Genomic DNA, 19,103 nt, shown 5'->3' with positions numbered 1-19,103 from the left:
GGTCAAATGCGACGCGCTTTAGCGACAAAGGCGCGGATGTGATCCGGCAGCGCGCTGCCTCAGCCCTTCAGGCTGAGATAATCGGCCAAAGCCACTGCGTTGTTGTGCAGTTCGTCCTGGGCGCCGTAGAGCAGTGTCACCCGGCCGTTGTCGAGCAGGGCGCGCAATTGGCCGACCGCCTCGCTGTTCCTGTCGAGCTCGCCGCGATAGCGCTGCTGGAATTCCATCCAGCGCGTCGGATCGTGGCCGAACCATTTGCGCAATTCATCGCTTGGCGCGATGGTCTTCAGCCATAGCGTCAGTTCGGCGTCTTCCTTGCGGACGCCGCGCGGCCATACGCGGTCTATGAGCACCCGCTGCCCATCGCCAGGCGAGGGCGGCTCGTAGATGCGTCTGACCCTGATATCCCGTTTCATTGCCAACTCCGGGGTTGGCCGCCATGACGTCTTGCTGGCCATGACGTCTTGCTGGCCATGACGGCTTGCTGGCGGCTGCTTACGCCCACTCGCCCTTACGCCCACTCGCCCTTGCGCATCACCGGCACGCGGCCGCCGTCCTTGCCGACGCCGTCGATGTCGACCTTGTCCGAACCGATCATCCAGTCGATATGGATGAAGCTCTTGTTGCCGCCGCGCGCCGCGATCTCGTCCTGCGTGAGCGAGGCGCCGTCGACAAAGCACTTCGAATAGCACTGGCCGAGCGCGATATGGCAGGCGGCATTCTCGTCGAACAGCGTGTTGAAGAACAAGAGGCCGCTCGCCGCGATCGGCGAGGAATGCGGCACCAAGGCGACCTCGCCGAGCCGGCGGGAGCCTTCATCGGTGTCGAGCACTTTCTTCAGCACATCCTCGCCGCGGCTGGCCTTGGCGTCGACGATGCGGCCCGCCTCGAAACGCACTGCAATGCCGTCGATCAGCGTGCCTTGGTACGACAGCGGCTTGGTGCTCGTAACATGGCCTTCGACGCGCCTTGCATGCGGCGTGGTGAAAACCTCCTCGGTCGGGATGTTCGGGTTGCAGGTGATGCCGTTCCTGGCGGTCGAGGCGCCGCCCATCCATTCATGGCCGTCGGCCAGACCGACGGTCAGGTCGGTGCCGGGTCCGGTGAAATGCAGCGCATGGAAATTATGGCCGTTCAGCCATTCGGTGCGGCTACGCAGAGCCGCATTGTGCGCTGTCCAGTTGCCGATCGGGTCATCGACATCGACCCGCGAGGCGGCAAAGATGGCGTCGGCGAGTTTTGCCACGGCGACGTCATCGGCATCGTCGGGAAATACCTGCCTGGCCCAGGCCAGGTCGGGATAGGCGACGATGTTCCAGTTGATGTCAAAGCCGGTGATCTTTTCCAGTGCCGGCTGGTAGGCGATCGAGTTTGCCTTGTTGGCGCGCGCTACTTTTGCCGGATCCTGCGCCGACAGCAGCGACGGATCCTCGCCGCGCACCGCCAGCCGCGCCGCATTGTTGGCGAAGGCCTTGGCCATGCCTTCGTAAAGCCAGCCCGCGGCGTGGTCAAAACCGGCATCGGCGCCATAGCGGAAGCGCGCCAGCGTCATCTCGTCGTCGTTGAAGATCGGCGTCACCAGGCCGGCGCCCGCCTTGTAGGCATGCTCGACGATCCGTCGCGTCAAAGGCAGCGCTGCGATCGACGATGTCAGCACCAGATCCTGTCCCGGCTGCAATTGCAGCCCGACCTTGATGGCGACTTCTGCCAGCCTGTCGAGCTTCACCGGGTCGATCGTTGCGGCAACGCCGCGCGAATGTGTGGTCATGATCCTGCCTGTCGCGATGTGGGAGTCTGGTTCTTACATAGACCGGTGCCGTCGGTCTTTCCACCGTGATCGACCGGGCCCGCTCAGGCCGCGCCGGCGAGCGCGCCGAACTGCGCCATCGTTGCCTCGATCTCCTCGCGGATCCAGAGCTTGAAATCGCGCACCTTGCGGCTCTCGCTCTTGCTGGCCGAGGTGACCAGCCAGTAGCCCAGCCCGCTCTCGGCGCGGACGCCGAACGGCGCGACCAGCCGGCCGTCGGCGAGAGCGTCAGCCGTCAGCAACTGCCAGCCGAGCATGACGCCGTGGCCGGCGATCGCCGATTCCAGGCAAAGCATCGGGTCGGTGAAGCGCGCGCCCTTGAGGAAGCTGACCGGCTTTACCCCGGCCGCCTCGAACCAGCTTTCCCAGCTGATCATCGCTTTTTCGTCGGTGATCGCGCAAGTCGAGGCAAGATCTTCGATCGATTTCAGTTTGTCGGCGATCACCGGAGCGCAGACCGGGAAGACTTCCTGCGCCAGCAGCAGCTCCGCGCGCACGCCCGGCCATTTGCCGTCGCCAAGCCGGATGGCGATGTCGATGTCCGAGCGATCGAGATCGGCAATCCGCACCGAGGCGTCGATGCGCAAAAGCACATTCGGATGCAGGGCGAAGTGACGTGACAGTCGAGGCAGCAGCCACTTCGAGGCAAAGGCCGGCGCGACCGAGACCACCAGCGTGCATTCGGAGGCCTCGTCGGCGAGCGCCACGGCTTGGGCGAGCTCGCGGAAACCTGCCCCGAGCCGGGCGGTGAAGACGGTGCCGAATTCGGTCGGCACCAGACCGCTTGCCGTTCGTTCGAACAGCGCCTGGCCAAGTTGCGCTTCCGTCCGCTTGACTTGCTGGCTGACGGCGCTGGCGGACACGTTGAGTTCGCTCGCCGCAGCCGAAAGCGATCCCAGGCGGGCGACGGTTTCCACGGCGCGCAGGCCGTTGAGGTGGACGCGATTGAGCATACCCATACAGTTTTTCTAAACCGCCATGGTTGAAATCTCAATTGAAATACAAGGCGGAACGGCAAATTTTAAGGAAGAAGCAGACCTGTAGAGGAACAATGCGATGAAGATTTTGTCACTGCTCGGGGTCTTTTCCGCTGCCGGCGCGCGGCAAAGCCGGTCGCATGAAAGCGAGGCCACCCGATGGGCAACCGATCCGCTGTCGCATCCTGTGCTCGACAGCATGTCGGAGCGCGAACTCGGCGACCTGCCGTTCCGGCTGACGGCCCGGCGCACGGCCTACGAGACGCGTTCAGTCCTTTTCGGGTCTAATTAAAAGTCGAATCCTCTGTACGGAGGATTTCAGCCGCAGCGGACCTGCACCGTAGGCGTATTCGAGCGCCGCGGCGGTACAGAACGAACGTCGACGATCCTTCGCGCCCCCCTCTGCCCTGCCGGGCATCTCCCCCACGAGGGGGGAGATCGGCCGTCATCGCCGCTTTCGCCAATATCCGAGATTGAAGAATGGAGAGCCGGCGCCGAAGCCGCCGATCTCCCCCAAGTGGGGGAGATGTCCGGCAGGACAGAGGGGGGCGCCGTAGAGCGCCGACGCTCGTCCTGTATCACTGCGCGCTTCAATAGAGTCCTTGCAACCCTCTCTGGCCCAACAAGAAGCGGATTGTCTCACCGGCTCGTGCACCTATTGTGCACCGCAATGAAAGCCGCTTCGCCGTCCCCTCTGCGCCTCGCCTTCGCCGGCATGATTGCCCTGGCCGTCGCCATGGGCATCGGCCGCTTCGTCTACACGCCGATCCTGCCCGGCATGATGCAGGAACTTGGCCTGTCGCCGGCCGATGCCGGCTGGATCGCATCCGCCAACTATCTCGGCTATCTCGTTGGCGCGCTCGCAGCCGTCGGCGGCTGGGCGCACGGTCGCGAGCGCCTGCTGATGCTTGGCGGTCTTGCCGCCACCGCAGTCCTCACCGGGCTGATGGGCCTGGCCGACACGATGTCGGCTTTTCTCGTCATCCGCTTTCTGGCCGGTGTGGCCAGCGCCTTCGTCCTGGTGTTCATGTCCAGCATTGTTTTCGGCCATCTCGCCGCGGCCGGCCGAAACGACCTGCAGGCGCTGCATTTCGGCGGCGTCGGCCTTGGCATAGCAGCGTCCTCGGCGCTGATGGCAGTACTCGTCACCGGACAGGCCGGCTGGTCGGCGGGCTGGTTCTGGTCCGCCGCGATCTCAGCCTGCGCGATTGCCGTTGTGGCCTTGCTGCTCGGCAGCACTGCGACCGCCAACGGCGCCGATGGCCGCGAACCGGCGCTGCCAAAGGACCGGTCGCTGGTGAAGGTCATTGTCGCCTACGGGCTGTTCGGCTTCGGCTATATCGTGACGGCGACGTTCCTGGTCGCCATCGTCCGGCAGGGCGGCGGCGGCCGCGTCTTCGAGGCCGTGGTGTGGATGGTCACCGGCCTTGCCGGAATTCCCTCGGTCTGGCTGTGGCAGAAGATCGCGGCAAAGATCGGGCTCTACCGGGCTTATGCCTGGGGGTGCCTCGTCGAGGTGGTCGGGGTCAGCGCGAGCGTCACTATGGGCGGACACATTGGGCCGCTGCTCGGCGGGTTTCTGCTTGGCGGCACCTTCATCGCCATCACCGCGCTCGGCCTGCAGAGCGGAAGGCAGCTTGCCCCGCAAGCGCCACGCCGGATCCTGGCGTCGATGACGGCGTCCTTCGGCCTCGGCCAGATCATCGGTCCGATCGTCGCCGGGCTGCTTGCCGAAGCCTCGGGCGACTTCTTCCTCGCATCGATCGTGGCCGCCGCCGTGCTGCTGGTCTCTGGCGCGGTCATCTGGTCGGCTGCGCCAAAATCGCCATGATTGTGGTCTTGCTCGGGGCCGGGCATCGCGCACCGGCCATTTTCATTGCTTTCGATGTGTGACCTTATGCCCGCTGAACAGCAACGCCACTGATTTGCGCATCGACCGAGGATTTCCCCAACGTGTTCGTATCCTTCTTCCCGCAGCCGAAGTTGTTTTTCATTTCGGCCGTCGTATGGAGCCTTCTGCTCGTCCTCCTGTGGTTTTTCGGCGGCGAACACCTTGGCACGATGCTCGGCATGCCGCCGGTCGACCCGCAAGCAGCGCCAGTCATCAGCCCGATAAGATTCCTGACGCCGGCATTTCTCTGGTTTTACGGCTATTTCTTCGCCGGTATGGGCGTATTCTACCTTTTTTGGGCGCTGTATTCCCCGCATCGCTGGCAGAACTGGTCGATCCTTGGCTCTGGTTTGATCATTTTCGTCACCAATTTCATCGTCCAGATCAGCGTGGCGCTCAATGACTGGCGCGGCATGTTTTACGACATGGTGCAGAGGGCGCTCACCACACCTGGATCAGTCCCCCCTGCTGAGCTCTACTATGGAGTGTGGCAATTCCTGTCGCTGGCGCTGCTCTATATGTCGATTGCGGTCTTGAACGTCTTTTTCGTCAGGCATTATGTCTTTCGCTGGCGCACCGCGATGAACGATTATTTTACCGCTTACTGGCCGCGGCTGCGCCATATCGAAGGGGCGTCGCAGCGCGTTCAGGACGACACGATGCGCTTTTCGGGTACGATGCAGGGGCTCGGAGTGAACTTCATCGACTCCATCATGACCCTGATTGCATTCCTGCCCGTGCTGGCCTCCCTTTCCGTCCATGTTGCAACGCTCCCAATCGTCGGCGCAATCCCTTATCCGCTGGTCATCGCGGCGATCGGCTGGTCTCTGTTTGGCACCGGCTTGCTGGCAGTCGTTGGCGTCAAGTTGCCTGGGTTGGAGTTTCGCAATCAGCGTGTTGAAGCCGCGCTGCGCAAGGAACTTGTCCTCGGCGAGGACGATACGGCACGCGCGCAGCCACCAACGCTGGCCGAGCTTTTCGGCAATGTTCGGAAGAACTACTTCACGCTATACGCTCACTATGTCTATTTCGACATGGTGCGTTATCTATATCTCCAGGTGGACAACGTTTTTGCCACGCTCATTCTTGTTCCGACACTAGCTCTTGGTAAGATAACCTTTGGACTTTTTCAGCAGATTGTCACCGCCTTTTCTCAAGTCGCCACTTCGTTCCAATATCTCGTGAATTCCTGGCCGACCATCGTCGAACTGATCTCCATCTACAAGCGCCTGCGCGCCTTCGAGGCGACGCTTGAAGGGGCGCCGTTGCCGGAAATCGACCAGGCTTATCTGGAGCGGGAGCGAGCCGGCTTGCGGCCTGAGGATCAGCCGGTAAGTTGAGGAGTAGTGGGCGGCGAGCGCTTCTAGTCAGCGCCCACCGACGCCTGCTTTTCGCCGTCACGTCGCCGCGAAACATAGTCGCGATAGCTGAGGCACTCGACATCGGGCCTGGTGCAGACCTCGCCGGCAAAGCGCTCCAGTGCATTCCAGTAGGCGCCGTCATTCATCAGTGTGAAATGGAAGCCGAGTTCCAGCGGAATGCGTTTGCCCTGGTATTGAGCGTCGAAGGCGGCGCGAAAGGCGTCATAGGTCCGGTTGGCGAATTCGTCCGCCTGGCTCGGCCGCTCGAACCCGCCGGAATGCCTGACATAGAGATTGTAGTCCATCGCGATCACCCGCCTTGTGTCAGGACCTTCCGGAATCTGCGGCAATGAGAAGCGTGTGATGCCGTCGCTGGTCGGTGGCCGGGCAGGGCCGCGCGACACGCCGCTTGCGTCGAACCAATAGCCCGCCTTTGGCAGCGCCTCGTAAAGCGCCTTGTTTGCCGACAGATAGGGTGCGCGAAAGCCAACCGCCTTACGGGCAATTTCGCGCCAGCCTGCGGGTTCGGAGGTAATGGCGTTGATCGAATAGGCGTTTTCGAGAATGCGCTTGAACGAACTGAACTCGCTCAGCCAGTCGGCCTTGTTCCAGTCCTTGCCGTCGAAATGGCCGCAAGCGTGGCTGCCGATGTCATGGCCTTCCGAGGCGGCGAGGTTTATCTGCTCGAGCCGGTCAGCGATTTCCTGTTTTGAGGCGGCGAAGCCGATATTGGATTTGCCTGATGTCCCGCCGGGCGCCGTGTATTGCTTGCGCGTCTCCGGCGAGAGCAGGAAGACGCAGGACACGAAATAGGTGAAATGGGCGCCGGTGCGCTGGGCCAGCGCCCGGCTGCGCTTCCATTGCGAAATATCGCGGGCGCTGTCGAACGAGATGAGGACGGCCTGCTTCGGCTTTACCGGCGCTGGCGGGTCGGCGACAGCAGCGCCCGCCGCAGCAAGCGACGCGATCGAAAACGCAACAGCGCGGGACAAACGAGGCATCAGTGTCTGATCTGGATTTTGAGGAGGGTTCGCGCACCGGCTATCGGCGAAATGTGGCGTCGGTGCGGTCGCCCTTTTCGGTCGTCCTGTACATCGCCGCCCGGCGATTAGCCGATTTTCCGGTCGAACCCCTTCCATGCCGGCAAAATTTCGCTAAAACGCCGCATCGGCCTGAAGTGCAGAATTGATTTTCAGGAAGCACGATGCGCAAATTCAAAGTGTTAGAGCGTACTTTCCATGGACGCACGTCGCTCTAAACCGCCCTGAGGCGGGCAGGATGGTTTTGAGATGTCGGACGACAGTTTTATCCGCGAAGTCAACGAAGAGATGCGTCGCGATCAGGCGCATGCGCTGTGGGACCGTTTTGGTCCTGCCTTGCTTGCGCTCGCGATACTTGTGGTGGTCGGCACCGCCGCCTTCGTCGGCTATCGCTATTGGGACGAGACCCGCGCCAATCGCTCAGGCGATGCCTTCTCGCAGGCGCTGAAGCTCGCCAATGAGGGCAAGAGCGACGAAGCGCTGGCGGCCCTCGATGCGCTGGAAAAAGATGGCTACGGCGCTTATCCGCTGCTCGCCCGCATGCGAGCGGCAACCGTCAAGGCGGATAAGGGCGACGTCGCTGCCGCCGTCAAGGACTTCGACGAGGTCGCCGCCGATACGGACATTCCATCAGGCCTTCGCGACATGGCGCGCCTCAGGGCAGCGCTGCTGCTCGTCGACCACGGTTCGTTCGCCGATGTCTCGAGCCGGGTCGAGACGCTCACCGCCGACACCAATCCGCTGCGCCATACCGCGCGCGAGGCGCTCGGCCTTGCCGCCTGGAAGGAAGGCAAGGCGACGGACGCACTGAAACTGTTCGACCAGATCGCCTCGGATGACAGCGCCCCGCGCAACGCGCGCGAGCGGGCGACGTTGATGTCCGAGTTGATCCGTGGGTCGGGCAATGTGTCGTGACGGATGACGTTCAAAGTCGCCATCATCGGCCGGCCTAACGTCGGCAAATCAACCCTTTTCAATCGTCTGGTGGGAAGGAAGCTGGCGCTTGTCGACGACACGCCGGGCGTCACCCGCGACCGTCGCGTCCATGCCGCCAAGCTCTACGATCTGCATTTCGACGTCATCGACACTGCCGGCTTCGAGGATGCTGCTGCTTCGACGCTGCCGGGCCGCATGCGCGCCCAGACCGAGATCGCCATCCGCGAAGCCGACCTGATCTTTTTCACCATCGATGCCAAGTCCGGGCTGATGCCTGACGACAAGACCTTCGCCGAGATCGTGCGCAAGTCCGGCAAGCCGGTTGTCGTGGTCGCCAACAAGGCCGAAGCGCGCGGCGCCCAGGGCGGCATGCTGGAGGCCTGGGAACTCGGCCTTGGCGAGCCGATCCCGGTCTCGGCCGAACACGGCCAGGGCCTGCCCGATTTGCGCGATGCGGTGATATCAGCACTGGGCGAGGCGCGCGCCTTCGGCGAAGAAGAGGATGCCGATGAGGAGGCCGCGGCCAGCGAGGTGCTGATCGGCGAGGACATCACCGATCCGGATGCCGAGCCGAGCTATGACGATACCAAGCCGATGCGCATCGCCGTCGTCGGCCGTCCGAACGCCGGCAAATCGACGCTGATCAATGCGCTGATCGGCGAGGAGCGGCTCCTGACCGGTCCGGAAGCCGGCATCACCCGCGATTCGATTTCCGTCGACTGGGACTGGCATGGCCGGCGTCTGAAACTGTTCGACACCGCCGGCATGCGCCGCAAGGCCCGGATTCACGAAAAGCTGGAAGTCATGTCGGTGCAGGACGGCCTGCGCGCCATCCGCTTTGCCGAGATTGTCATCATCGTGCTCGACGCCACCATTCCCTTCGAGAAGCAGGATCTGCAGATCGCCGACCTGATCATCCGCGAGGGCCGCGCGCCGGTGATCGCCTTCAACAAATGGGATATGATCGACCATCCCCAGGAACTACTGGCGGAACTGCGCGAGAAGACCGAGCGGTTGTTGCCGCAGGCGCGCGGCATCCAGGCGGTGCCGGTCTCGGCCGAGACCGGGCGCGGCCTCGACAAGCTGATGGATGCCGTCATCAAGACGCACAGAGTGTGGAACAGCCGCGTCTCGACCGGCAAGCTCAACCGCTGGCTGGAAGGCATCCTGGCGCACCATCCGCCGCCCGCCGTCGCCGGTCGCCGGCTGAAGATCAAATATGTCACCCAGGCCAAGACGCGGCCGCCGGGCTTTGTCGTGTCCTGCTCGCGGCCGGACGCGATGCCGCAATCCTATGTCCGCTATCTCTCCAACAGTCTGCGCGAAGCCTTCGACATGCCCGGCGTGCCGATCCGCATCGCCTTGCGCACTTCGGAAAATCCGTTCGCCGGCAAGGCGAAGAAACGCCGCTGAGCGCTGCGTCTTCCGGGCGCCGGCATCAGCCGTGACGCGCTTTAATGGGCGGTGTAAGCTCCGTCCACCAGATGGTAGCTGCCAGTGATAAAGCTGGCCTGATCGGACAACAGGAAGCACACAAGAGCCGCTACCTCTTCCGGTTTGCCGCGTCTGCCCATCGGCTGAAGGGCTGCCATGCGCCGGGTGGCTAATGTCTCCACTTGCTCCGATAAAAGAGGGGTTTCGATCCAGCCAGGGCCGACGACATTGATCCGGATGCCCATCCTCGCATATTCGATCGCCGCAACCTTGGTCAGTCCAACGACCCCATGTTTCGCTGCCGTGTATGCGGACGCAGTCGGCAAGCCGACGGAACCGAGAATCGAGGACATGTTCACGATGGCGCCTCCGCCTCGATCCAGCATGGCGGCGATTTCGTACTTCATGCTGTAGAAGACGCCATTCAGATTGACGTTTATCAGCTTGTGCCAGTTGTCGAGCGGATAGTCTGCCGTTGCTTTTCGAACGCCGTCGATGCCGGCATTGTTTACCGCCATGTCCAGTCCGCCGCATTTCTGGACAGTGAACTCGACCAGCTTTTCGACGGCTGCCGCATCCGTGACATCGACCGCAAAGTCGTGGGCCCTGCCCCCTTGCGCGCTTATTTCGGCGGCCATGCGGCGCGCGGCCTCGGCATCAAGGTCGGCGACAACGACCTCGGCTCCTTCCTGCGCGAGTTGCCGTGAAACAGCCGCTCCTATTCCGGAGCCTGCGCCGGTCACAATCGCGACTTTCCCATGGAAGTCAGGCTTCATCGTCTCTGTCCTATGCCCATTGTGACATAACCGAACAGAGGCAGACGGTTATCGCAAGAAGTTTCGCTCCAATTCGCTTGCCAATCCTGTGAATTCATTTTGCCACCACACAGCGAGACTTGGCCCGCAGGCCCGGGAATGGTAGAGACGAGGGTGGGGTAGATTGACCAGTTTCCTAGCAGGTAAAAATGGAAGAACACGACATTGCGCGCCGCGGGCTCGTGCTGGGTAGTCTGGCTCTGATGCTTTCCGGATGTACGTCGACGTTACGAGAGGTGACGGAGCCGATTTCATCAGCATTCGGACCAAGGAATGGCCTCAATCCTCGTTTCCGACGGCGGCATGTGCGGTACGACGGCAACGAGCCGCCTGGAACAATCGTCGTCGATACGTCGCAACGTTTTCTCTATGCCGTCGAGGGCGACGGGTGGGCGACGCGCTACGGCGTCGGCGTCGGCGAGCAGGGACTTTCGTTCAAGGGTACAGCGACCATCGCCCGCAAGGCGGACTGGCCGTCTTGGACACCCACCGCCAACATGATGAGGCGCAAGCCGCGCCTGGTGCAGTATGCAGGAGGGGTCCCTGGCGGACCAAACAACCCGCTTGGTGCGCGTGCCCTTTATCTCTACCGCAACGGGCGCGACACTCACTTCCGGATACATGGTACCAACGAGCCATGGACGATAGGCACAGCGGTATCGAGCGGGTGCATCCGTTTGATCAATGACGACATCATTGACCTCTACGACCGTACTCCTTTGGGCACGACGGTGGTGGTTATTTGATGGTGGGCAGGCCTGATCTCCGTTGGATGGTGAGCCCTGCCGGCACGTCACCGCAAAACTGTTGCCTGCAACCAGGTGGCAACTGTGGCATTTCTGCACTAGGCTTTGGTGTAGATCGAAGCTAACTTGGCGGGGCTGCATATCTTTTTATTTGTGGCGATTCTATAGGCTGTTCCGCCCCTGGGGAAAGGATTGCTTGATGAGCAGAATGTTGATTGTAATGGTTGCTACCCTCGCCGTTACCAGCCTGAGCGGCTGCGCGAACGGGATCGGTAAAGGAAAGGGGAAGGCTCCTCCGCCGGAACCCGCTGCCGTAGAAGAGCCCGTGATTAAATAAGCACCGGCTTTCGGAGATTTGGGGAAGGGCCGCCAGGCCCTTCCCCATCGATATGCAGGGGCCAAGGCCGGATTCGCAGCCTACCTGCGGTTGGCGGGCAAAGGCTGGCACCAGGTGTGCGGCCCTCGGAGTCTGGATGAGATGACGCTTGTAAGTGGCCGTTCAACACTTGTGGCCCTGCTCGCGCTTGTCGCGGCGTCATGCCAGTCGCAAGACAACAAGCCGCAGCCGACTTTTGTGTCCAACGATCGGGCACTGAGAACCGCGGCGATGCCGGCGCGCGCGGCCCAACGGCATTTCATCGAGTTCCGCTCCCGGTACGCCCTTACCTATGGCCATTCCTACGTGATTTTTGGACGATTGAACCAGGCGGGACGGATGGTCAACCCCGAAGTCGCGGGGCTCGCTCCAAAGTCCGATGATCCCAATGTCTATGTTCTCGGCCATGTGGCGCCCGTGCCAGCCTCGACCGGGTGGACGGACGGCGACCTGGAAGATGCCTACCGGTCGGCAAGCTGGCGAGTTTTACTTACCGAAGCCGAATATAGGGAAGTCGTCGCGAGCATACGAAAACTGCAGGCCAGTTCTCCACTTTGGCACGCCTCGCTTTACAACTGCAACGCATTCGTAGCGGACATCGCCAGATCGATGGGGTATAAGACCCCCGGTACCTGGCTCCGGCCGCAACAATTCATAACCAAGCTTCGGGAGATGAACGGGGGTTGAAATGCGATTGGCAAATCCCGCTTTCGCGCCATTCGCCCGGTCAAATCCGAAAGCAACGCGCTCTGAATGTCTATCGGTCGACAACTCGGACGGTGACATAGTTGCGACGGCTTTTTGTGGTCCCAGATCGAAAAAAAAGCTCCGGTGACCTGAAGTGACCATTTCTGTAGCTTCACTTGGCGAGATCATTTGGGTGGTCGGCCTCGTTGCTTGGTACGTGATCCGGTATCCGTTCGAGCGCCGGGCAAAGCGCGTGCGAATCGTAGCTGGCGGCCGCTCGAGTTCCGACACCGTCGGGCTTGCATCGGCTCTCCTTGGCCTGGCGATTCTGCCTGGCTTCTATGTCGCCACCGGCATCCCCGCAGCGGCTGACCATCCGGCCAGCCTATGGTCGGTGGCGCTCGGAACCATCATCTTCTGCTCCGCGCTGTGGATTTTTCGCATGTCCCACAAGGAACTTGGCCGTAACTGGTCGATCACGCTCGAGATTCGCGAACGGCATGAACTGGTCAGCGCCGGGCCATACGCCTTGGTCCGTCACCCGATGTACACTTCGTTCCTGCTTATGGGGCTCGGCCAGGCCTTTCTGCTGCCGAACTGGGTTGCGGGCATATCCGGTTTGATTGGTTTCGCCGTGCTTTTCCTGCTGAGAGTGGATAAGGAAGAGCGTATGATGCTGGAGAATATAGGCCCGCAATACCGTGCCTATATGGAAAGGACCAAGCGAATATTCCCTTATCTTTACTAGAGGTCGTTTGATGCGAGGCCGAGCCATCAAGCTTTCGGCGCCCCGGCGCCTTGTTGGCGATCTGATGAGGTTTTCGATCGGCGTGCCACGGGTCGCGGTGCAGCGTCAGATGAACCTCGGCCCACTTCTAAGGGCTAGAATGGCGCAGCAGACCAGGCCTTCGTGGACCGCGATCTTCCTGAAAGGATATGCACTTCTCGCCCTGGAAATGCCGGAGCTGCGGCGCGCCTATGTCAAGTTGCCCTGGCCGCAGCTTTACGAGTATCCGGCAAGCGTAGCCTCGATTGCCCACGAGCGCGAATATGACGGCGAGCTGGCCGTTCTGCTGAGCTGCATCAAGTACCCGGAACGCTACTCCATCACCGAACTTGAGGGGTCCATCCACGCGGCTCGATCACGGCCGATCCTCGAGGTCCCGGAGTTCCGACGTGCCTTGCGGATGGCAGGTGCGCCCGCGCCAGTCAGGTGGCTGCTTATGTGGCTAGGGTTGAACATCGCCCGGCAAAGGGCAAATTACTTCGGTACCTTCCAACTGTCCGTCTATTCTGGTCTCGGTGCGGAATCACTCAACCCGCTGACACCATTGACCACGCTGCTAAACTACGGTCCGATCGGCAAAGACGGATCGGTGAATGTCCGCATCCACTACGATCACCGGGTCATGGATGGAGCGAACGTCGCACGAGCGCTGGAGCGATTCGAAAAGATCCTGAACGGCACTGTCGCCAATGAAGTGGTGCTGCTCGGTCAAGGTGTTGCCGCCCCTGCAAGACGGAGGAACGCGACGTGATTTCGCACCGTGACTTCCGGCCGGCCGTCGTTGTGATTGGCGGCTCGGGTGGAATTGGCCGGGCAATTGCGAGCGTCGCTGCACGCGAGCACGGCGCGGTTGTGCTGGTTGCCCGCTCGCCAGAGGGTTTGGCCGCCGCCGCGTCTGAGGTTCGGGAGGCGGGTGGCGAGGCATTCACGCTCGAGCTGGATCTCATGGCAGGTGATGCGCCAACGCGACTAGAGGGCTTTCTGTCCGCACATGGCCTGGTCTGTGATGTCCTGGTCAACAGCGCCGGCTATGGCCTGCGGGGCGCGACGACGGCGCTGCCCATTGATGGTCAACTCGGTATCATCGATCTCAACATACATTCCCTCACAGAACTGACCCTTCATTTTCTGCCCGCAATGGTGGCGCGCCGGCGGGGCGGCGTGCTCAATCTCAGTTCTGTGGCCGGGTTCCTTCCCGGACCTTATATGGCTCTGTACTTCGCCAGCAAAGGTTTCGTGCGCTCCTTCTCTGAGGCGCTTCACCAGGAATTGCGCCGAACCGGTGTGACGGTCACATGCGTGGCTCCAGGCCCGGTGTCGACGGAGTTTCTCGCAAGGTCAGGCGCCAGTCAGACGGTGCTCTTCAACGTCTTGCCCAAGGTGGATGCGGACTATGTGGCCGAACGCGCGTGGCGAGGGTTCAAATCCGGTCGTCGCCTCGTCGTGCCGGGAATCTCGGCCAAGTTGGTGGCCCTTGCGGCGACGCTCCTGCCTTCCGCAGCGCTGCTGCCCCTGGTCGGTCGGCTGCAACGCAGCGGGAATGATCAATGTCCTTGCGGTTCAGGTATGAAGTTCAAGAAATGCTGCGGTACCCGCCAGATCCAGCTGCGCCGGGGCCCGCGGGGAATTACCCCCTGACGGACGAGCACGCCATGGAAAAACCTGATTGAAGCAAGAGACGGCTCGCTGATGGCGGGCCGTTAAACATGTTCTTGGCATAGAGGAGAATCCCTCCATCTCTGAACAGCGCTCTGCGGAGCGGTTATTGCGAGCGTTGGAGCCGTTTCCAACAAAGCCTTTGAAATGATTGGCTGTCGCACTCCGTTAACGCCCCATCAAGGTTAATGCATCATCGTGCCTCTCCAGTGGGGTCCGTTGCGTTTCTGGAGAGTTCCGTGCATCGACGTGTTTTGAAGCGGCTTGTCGCTTTCGCCGGTGAGAAAAGACGTTCCTTTCTATCTCCTCTGGTCATTGGACTTGGCATTTGGGTCGGCTTTCCCAATGTCATCGCCTACCAGGACATGGCGAGCCTGGTTTCCGGCCTCAAGGCGCCGAACGCCCGCTGGAACGCCTATGTCGAGAAATCCGTCGCCGGCTCGGTCCATGCCGCCGAAATGCCTTTCCTCGATTCCGACACCACCGGCTCGATCTCGGGTTCCGGCGTCCGCTTGCCCGGCATCGGCGCCGTGTCGTTTCGCGGCAAGGGCAGCGTCGCCAGCACGACGCCCGACGAGGACCGCATCCTGCGCGCCGACAAGAAGGGCCGCATCATCATCGTCTCGCCGGTCGCGCCACCGAAGAACTTCAATGCCGGCTCGGTGTTTGAGCGCTCCTCCTCGCTGCTTCGTCCGAGCATGGACAGTGGCCTGAAAATGGCTTTCGCCAAGCCCGAGATCAAAGGCAAGGAGATCCAGATTGCCGCCGCGTTCCATAGGCGCGTCGACAAGAAGCCGGATCCCGGCGTGCCGGCCATGCTGGCCGCGCTGGTCAACAACGATCGCCCGGACATCCTGGCGACGGCCTACGCAGCGGCCGCGCCTGACTATGCCCAGGCTTCGCCCTTCGAGGCCTTGCTTCAGGACGAGAAGCCGAACGATGGCCGCTTCATTCCGCCGGTGGCCAAGGGCGATCATTCGTGGATGCAAACTCCGCTGCCGGCGAGCGTCTTCTCCAAGCCGGAACAGGCTTGCCTCGCCAACGGCATCTATTTCGAGGCGCGCGGGGAATCAGTGCGCGGCCAGGCCGCCGTCGCCCAGGTCATCCTCAATCGCGTTCGCAATCCGGCCTATCCGAACTCGATCTGCGGCGTAGTCTATCAGAACGACAAATGGTTCAACCGCTGCCAGTTTTCCTTCGCTTGCGACGGCAGGAAGAAGCGCATCCAGAGTCCGGCCCACTACAAGACCGCGCAGGACATCGCCATGGCGGTCACTGCCGGCAAGATCTTCATCCCGGAAGTCGGATCGTCGACCCATTACTACGCCAACTACGTCAACCCGGGTTGGGCGCGGACGATGAAAAAAATGACCAGGATCGGCCTGCACATCTTCTATCGCACCTATGGCGGCGGCTGGAGCTGAGCGCTCCGGCAAGGCCCCGGCCGCGGCCGATCGAACACCCGTCGCCGCGGGGATTCGGTCGCGGTACGCCAGCGGCAGTAGCGGGCACGATGTCGCACCCTGGCAAGCTCTTGATTTTCATTGGAAAAATACTTGAGGCTGAAGTCCTGCCCGTGGCTTGACGGGCGGGGACCCTCTAACTATGTTGCCGGCGACTTAAGAGCGGACGGACGGTGACGATCTGACCGGGCAAAGGGGTTGCGATGGCCGACGAGAATGGGCCAGACGGAACCGGAGAAACCGGCCGCGGCAAACAGCGTCAAGCCGATATCCGCGACGACGATCTTGAGCGCCGCCGGCGCGACCTTGAAGCATCGCTTGCGACAAGGCGGCCGGACCGGCTCGAGGGGAAAGACGACGCGAAAGCGGGCAGTGCGGCCGGATATGGCCAGGCGCTCAAGTTATCCAGCGAGTTCATCGCCGGGATAGTGGTTGGTGCTGGTCTTGGCTGGATCATCGACCGTGTGGCGGGGACATCGCCATGGGGTCTGATCGTTTTTTTGCTGCTCGGTTTTGGCGCTGGCGTGCTCAATGTCCTGCGCTCCGCGGGACTGATGGCGGAATTCGGACAGGGCGACAAAACCCGCGATCCGAAAGAATGACTTGAGGCGCCGCTTGCCGGCGCAGTGAACAGGACACAAAAGCCGCGCGCGGCTTTGACGGGGATTTAAAGTGGCTGCTGACAAGGTCGATCCGATCCACCAGTTCCATATCAACAAGCTGATTCCGATCGAGATCGGCGGCTACGACCTGTCGTTCACCAATTCGGCGCTCTTCATGGTCGCGACTGTCGCCGTTGCCTCGGCGTTCCTCTATCTCAGCACCTCGAGCCGCAGCCTCGTTCCCAGCCGTCTTCAGTCGGTTTCGGAAATGGCCTACGAATTCGTCGGCAACATGCTGAGGGAAGCAGCCGGAACCCAAGGGATGAAGTTCTTTCCCTTGGTATTTTCCTTGTTCATGTTCGTGCTCGTTGCCAATCTGCTCGGTCTTTTTCCATATTTCTTCACCGTCACCAGCCATATCATCGTCACCTTCGGCCTTGCCGCGCTGGTGATCGGAACCGTCGTCGTCTACGGCTTCATGAAGCATGGCCTTGGTTTCCTGAAACTGTTCGTCCCGCATGGCGTGCCGGTTTACCTGCTGCCGTTGGTGGTGCTGATCGAGGTGATTTCCTTCGTTTCGCGTCCGGTCAGCCTCTCCGTTCGTCTGTTCGCCAACATGCTGGCCGGCCACATCACGCTGAAGGTGTTCTCGGGCTTCGTGGTGAGCTTGAGCGCGCTTGGCACGCTCGGCATTGCCGGATCGGTTCTGCCGCTGGCGATGGCCGTGGCGCTAACGGCGCTGGAACTGCTGGTCGCCTTCCTGCAGGCCTACGTCTTTGCCGTGCTGACCTGCATGTATCTGAACGACGCCCTGCATCCCGGGCACTGACCCAGGTTGACCCAAGAGTTTCCGGCCCCGCTGCCGGGATAGAAATCGCAACGGAATTTTTAGATCCAAAGGAGTTGAACACATGGAAGCAGAAGCAGCAAAGTTCATCGGCGCCGGCATCGCATGCCTCGGCATGGGTGGCGCCGGTATTGGCCTTGGCAACATCTTCGGCAGCTATCTGGCGGGCGCATTGCGCAACCCGTCGGCCGCGGATGGCCAGTTCGGCCGCCTGATCTTCGGCTTCGCCGTGACTGAAGCGCTGGGCATTTTCTCCCTGCTCATCGCGCTTTTGGCCCTGTTCGGCTGAGCCCTTGTTCGGCTAACATTGGCAATTGCAAGGGCCGGCCGCAAATCGGCGGCAGGCCTGACATCAGGGGATAGTCCATGTTCGTGACATCTGCCTTTGCGCAAGAGTCCGCGCCCGCCGTCGAAGGCGGCCATACCGGCACGGAAGGCGATACGCATTCCGGCACCGGTGTGCCTGCCGAGGCGCACGGCGTGTTCCCGCCATTCGATCCGGCGACATTCCCGTCGCAGCTTGTGTGGCTGGCGATCACCTTTGGGCTGTTCTACCTGTTCCTGAAGAAGGTGGTGATGCCGCGTGTCGGCGGCATCATCGATGTCCGCAACGATCGCATCACCCAGGATCTCGACCATGCCGCCAGGCTGAAGGGCGAGGCCGATGCCGCCGTTGCCGCCTATGAGCAGGAACTGGCGGAGGCCAAGACCAAGGCCAATGCGATCGGCCAGCAAGCCAACGATGCCGCCAAGGCGGAAGCCGAAGCCGCCCGCAAGAAGGTCGAGGCAGCGCTTGACCAGAAGCTTGGCGAAGCCGAGGCTCGCATTTCGACCATCAAGGCCAATGCCATGAAGGAAGTCGGCACGATCGCCGAGGACACGGCTTCGGCAATCGTCGAGGCGCTTGTCGGCGGCAAGGCCAGCAAGGCCGAGATCGCGGCAGCCGTCAAATCCGTGGCCCGGTGAGGAGCGCATCATGGACGCCACATCACTCGCGACGCTTTGGGCCACCGTTGCCCTCGTCATTTTTCTGGGCATTGCCGTCTACGTCAAGGTGCCTAAGCTGATCGCCAAGGCGCTCGACGCCCGCGCCGACAAGATCAGCAACGAGCTTGAAGAAGCGCGCCGGCTGCGCGAGGAGGCCCAGCAACTGCTCGGCCAATACCAGCGCAAGCGCAAGGAAGCCGAGCAGGAGGCCGCCGACATCGTCGCCGCCGCCAAGCGCGAGGCCGACATGCTGGCTGCCGAGGCGCACAAGAAGACCGAGGACTATGTCGCCCGGCGCACCGCACTTGCAGAACAGAAGATCGGTCAGGCCGAGCGCGAGGCGATCGGCGAAGTGCGCGCCAGTGCCGTCGATATCGCCGTCGAAGCCGCCCGCACGCTGCTCGCCGCCAAGATTGACGCCAAGGCGGGCGCCGACCTGTTCCAGGCCTCGCTTCAGGACGTCAAGTCCAGGCTGAATTAAGGGATTTCATCGAGAAATTTCATCGAAGGCCGCCCGGGAAACCTGGCGGCTTTTTTTGCGCATTGGCGAAAGCGGCTGAGCGCGTAATTTCCCCCCTTGAGGGGGAGATGTCGCCGAAGGCGACAGAGGGGGTCGGTACGTCCCGGCGCGACGCCATGTGGAGGCGAAAGAGGAGGTTGGCGCTTCACGCGCGGCTACCCCCTCTGGCCT

22 protein-coding genes are annotated in these 19,103 nt (G+C 61.9%); 17 read left to right on the top strand and 5 right to left on the bottom strand.

Translation table 11 applies throughout. The features are described 5' to 3' along the window. Nucleotides 1–59 precede the first annotated feature (59 nt). The 3 genes from JG739_RS26285 to JG739_RS26275 form a co-directional block, all read right to left on the bottom strand. Complete coding sequence (locus tag JG739_RS26285) at nt 60–416, bottom strand: DUF488 domain-containing protein (RefSeq protein WP_202364054.1); 357 nt, start codon at nt 414–416, stop codon at nt 60–62. A 95-nt stretch (nt 417–511) separates the two neighbouring features. Next, entirely contained in the window at nt 512–1,768 is a 1,257-nt protein-coding gene (locus tag JG739_RS26280; protein ID WP_202364053.1) for an aminopeptidase, read from the bottom strand. Nucleotides 1,769–1,851: 83 nt separating this feature from the next. Next, a complete protein-coding gene (locus JG739_RS26275; RefSeq protein ID WP_202364052.1) occupies nt 1,852–2,766 on the bottom strand; it encodes a LysR substrate-binding domain-containing protein in 915 nt (304 codons plus the stop codon). Nucleotides 2,767–2,863: 97 nt separating this feature from the next. Here JG739_RS26275 and JG739_RS26270 point away from each other — a divergent pair, with 97 nt between their 5' ends. From JG739_RS26270 to sbmA, 3 genes are all read left to right on the top strand, one after another. After that, entirely contained in the window at nt 2,864–3,076 is a 213-nt protein-coding gene (locus JG739_RS26270) for a hypothetical protein (protein WP_202364051.1), read from the top strand. Nucleotides 3,077–3,454: 378 nt separating this feature from the next. Beyond that, nucleotides 3,455–4,615, top strand: a complete 1,161-nt coding sequence (locus tag JG739_RS26265; protein ID WP_202364050.1) for a YbfB/YjiJ family MFS transporter — start codon at nt 3,455–3,457, stop codon at nt 4,613–4,615. Nucleotides 4,616–4,737: 122 nt separating this feature from the next. Continuing rightward, the gene (gene sbmA / locus JG739_RS26260) at nt 4,738–6,015 is read left to right on the top strand and encodes a peptide antibiotic transporter SbmA (protein ID WP_202364049.1); all 1,278 of its coding nucleotides are present in this window, start codon (nt 4,738–4,740) and stop codon (nt 6,013–6,015) included. Nucleotides 6,016–6,038: 23 nt separating this feature from the next. Here sbmA and JG739_RS26255 read toward each other — a convergent pair whose 3' ends face one another. Beyond that, nucleotides 6,039–7,037: a polysaccharide deacetylase family protein gene (locus JG739_RS26255; protein ID WP_202364048.1), complete on the bottom strand. Its 999-nt coding sequence runs from the start codon at nt 7,035–7,037 to the stop codon at nt 6,039–6,041. Nucleotides 7,038–7,325: 288 nt separating this feature from the next. Between JG739_RS26255 and JG739_RS26250 the strand changes: the two genes are divergently transcribed. Then, nucleotides 7,326–7,991, top strand: coding sequence for a tetratricopeptide repeat protein (locus JG739_RS26250; protein WP_027152289.1), 666 nt, complete (start codon nt 7,326–7,328; stop codon nt 7,989–7,991). A 3-nt stretch (nt 7,992–7,994) separates the two neighbouring features. Next, nucleotides 7,995–9,425, top strand: a complete 1,431-nt coding sequence (gene der / locus JG739_RS26245; protein ID WP_202364047.1) for a ribosome biogenesis GTPase Der — start codon at nt 7,995–7,997, stop codon at nt 9,423–9,425. Between the two features lie 41 nt (nt 9,426–9,466). On the opposite strand, the gene JG739_RS26240 is transcribed toward der, so the two are convergent. After that, entirely contained in the window at nt 9,467–10,222 is a 756-nt protein-coding gene (locus JG739_RS26240; protein WP_202364046.1) for an SDR family NAD(P)-dependent oxidoreductase, read from the bottom strand. Nucleotides 10,223–10,410: 188 nt separating this feature from the next. On the opposite strand from JG739_RS26240, the gene JG739_RS26235 reads away from it, so the two are divergent. From JG739_RS26235 to JG739_RS26185, 12 genes are all read left to right on the top strand, one after another. Beyond that, nucleotides 10,411–11,007, top strand: a complete 597-nt coding sequence (locus JG739_RS26235; RefSeq protein ID WP_202364045.1) for a L,D-transpeptidase — start codon at nt 10,411–10,413, stop codon at nt 11,005–11,007. 199 nt (nt 11,008–11,206) lie between these two features. Continuing rightward, nucleotides 11,207–11,344, top strand: coding sequence for an ABC transporter (locus JG739_RS35560; RefSeq protein ID WP_244749584.1), 138 nt, complete (start codon nt 11,207–11,209; stop codon nt 11,342–11,344). 141 nt (nt 11,345–11,485) lie between these two features. Next, nucleotides 11,486–12,070, top strand: coding sequence for a hypothetical protein (locus tag JG739_RS26230; RefSeq protein WP_202367652.1), 585 nt, complete (start codon nt 11,486–11,488; stop codon nt 12,068–12,070). A gap of 160 nt (nt 12,071–12,230) precedes the next feature. After that, nucleotides 12,231–12,818, top strand: coding sequence for a protein-S-isoprenylcysteine O-methyltransferase (locus JG739_RS26225; protein WP_202367651.1), 588 nt, complete (start codon nt 12,231–12,233; stop codon nt 12,816–12,818). Nucleotides 12,819–12,828: 10 nt separating this feature from the next. Then, nucleotides 12,829–13,608, top strand: coding sequence for a hypothetical protein (locus JG739_RS26220; RefSeq protein ID WP_202364044.1), 780 nt, complete (start codon nt 12,829–12,831; stop codon nt 13,606–13,608). Next, complete coding sequence (locus JG739_RS26215; protein ID WP_202364043.1) at nt 13,605–14,495, top strand: SDR family NAD(P)-dependent oxidoreductase; 891 nt, start codon at nt 13,605–13,607, stop codon at nt 14,493–14,495. The genes JG739_RS26220 and JG739_RS26215 overlap by 4 nt, the downstream gene beginning before the upstream one ends. 257 nt (nt 14,496–14,752) lie before the next feature. Next, nucleotides 14,753–15,937: a cell wall hydrolase gene (locus JG739_RS26210; RefSeq protein ID WP_202364042.1), complete on the top strand. Its 1,185-nt coding sequence runs from the start codon at nt 14,753–14,755 to the stop codon at nt 15,935–15,937. Nucleotides 15,938–16,179: 242 nt separating this feature from the next. Then, nucleotides 16,180–16,578, top strand: coding sequence for an AtpZ/AtpI family protein (locus JG739_RS26205; RefSeq protein WP_202364041.1), 399 nt, complete (start codon nt 16,180–16,182; stop codon nt 16,576–16,578). A gap of 70 nt (nt 16,579–16,648) precedes the next feature. Next, nucleotides 16,649–17,407: a F0F1 ATP synthase subunit A gene (locus JG739_RS26200; protein ID WP_202364040.1), complete on the top strand. Its 759-nt coding sequence runs from the start codon at nt 16,649–16,651 to the stop codon at nt 17,405–17,407. Between the two features lie 82 nt (nt 17,408–17,489). Beyond that, a complete protein-coding gene (locus tag JG739_RS26195) occupies nt 17,490–17,714 on the top strand; it encodes a F0F1 ATP synthase subunit C (RefSeq protein WP_023799397.1) in 225 nt (74 codons plus the stop codon). Nucleotides 17,715–17,791: 77 nt separating this feature from the next. Then, nucleotides 17,792–18,391: a F0F1 ATP synthase subunit B gene (locus JG739_RS26190; RefSeq protein WP_202364039.1), complete on the top strand. Its 600-nt coding sequence runs from the start codon at nt 17,792–17,794 to the stop codon at nt 18,389–18,391. 10 nt (nt 18,392–18,401) lie between these two features. Next, on the top strand, nt 18,402–18,893 hold the full coding sequence (locus JG739_RS26185; protein WP_202364038.1) for a F0F1 ATP synthase subunit B: 492 nt from the start codon (nt 18,402–18,404) through the stop codon (nt 18,891–18,893). Nucleotides 18,894–19,103: the final 210 nt, after the last annotated feature.

This window comes from Mesorhizobium sp. L-2-11 (assembly GCF_016756595.1).
In the GTDB taxonomy this organism is placed as follows: domain Bacteria; phylum Pseudomonadota; class Alphaproteobacteria; order Rhizobiales; family Rhizobiaceae; genus Mesorhizobium.
This window is presented reverse-complemented; position numbering and strand designations above follow the sequence as displayed.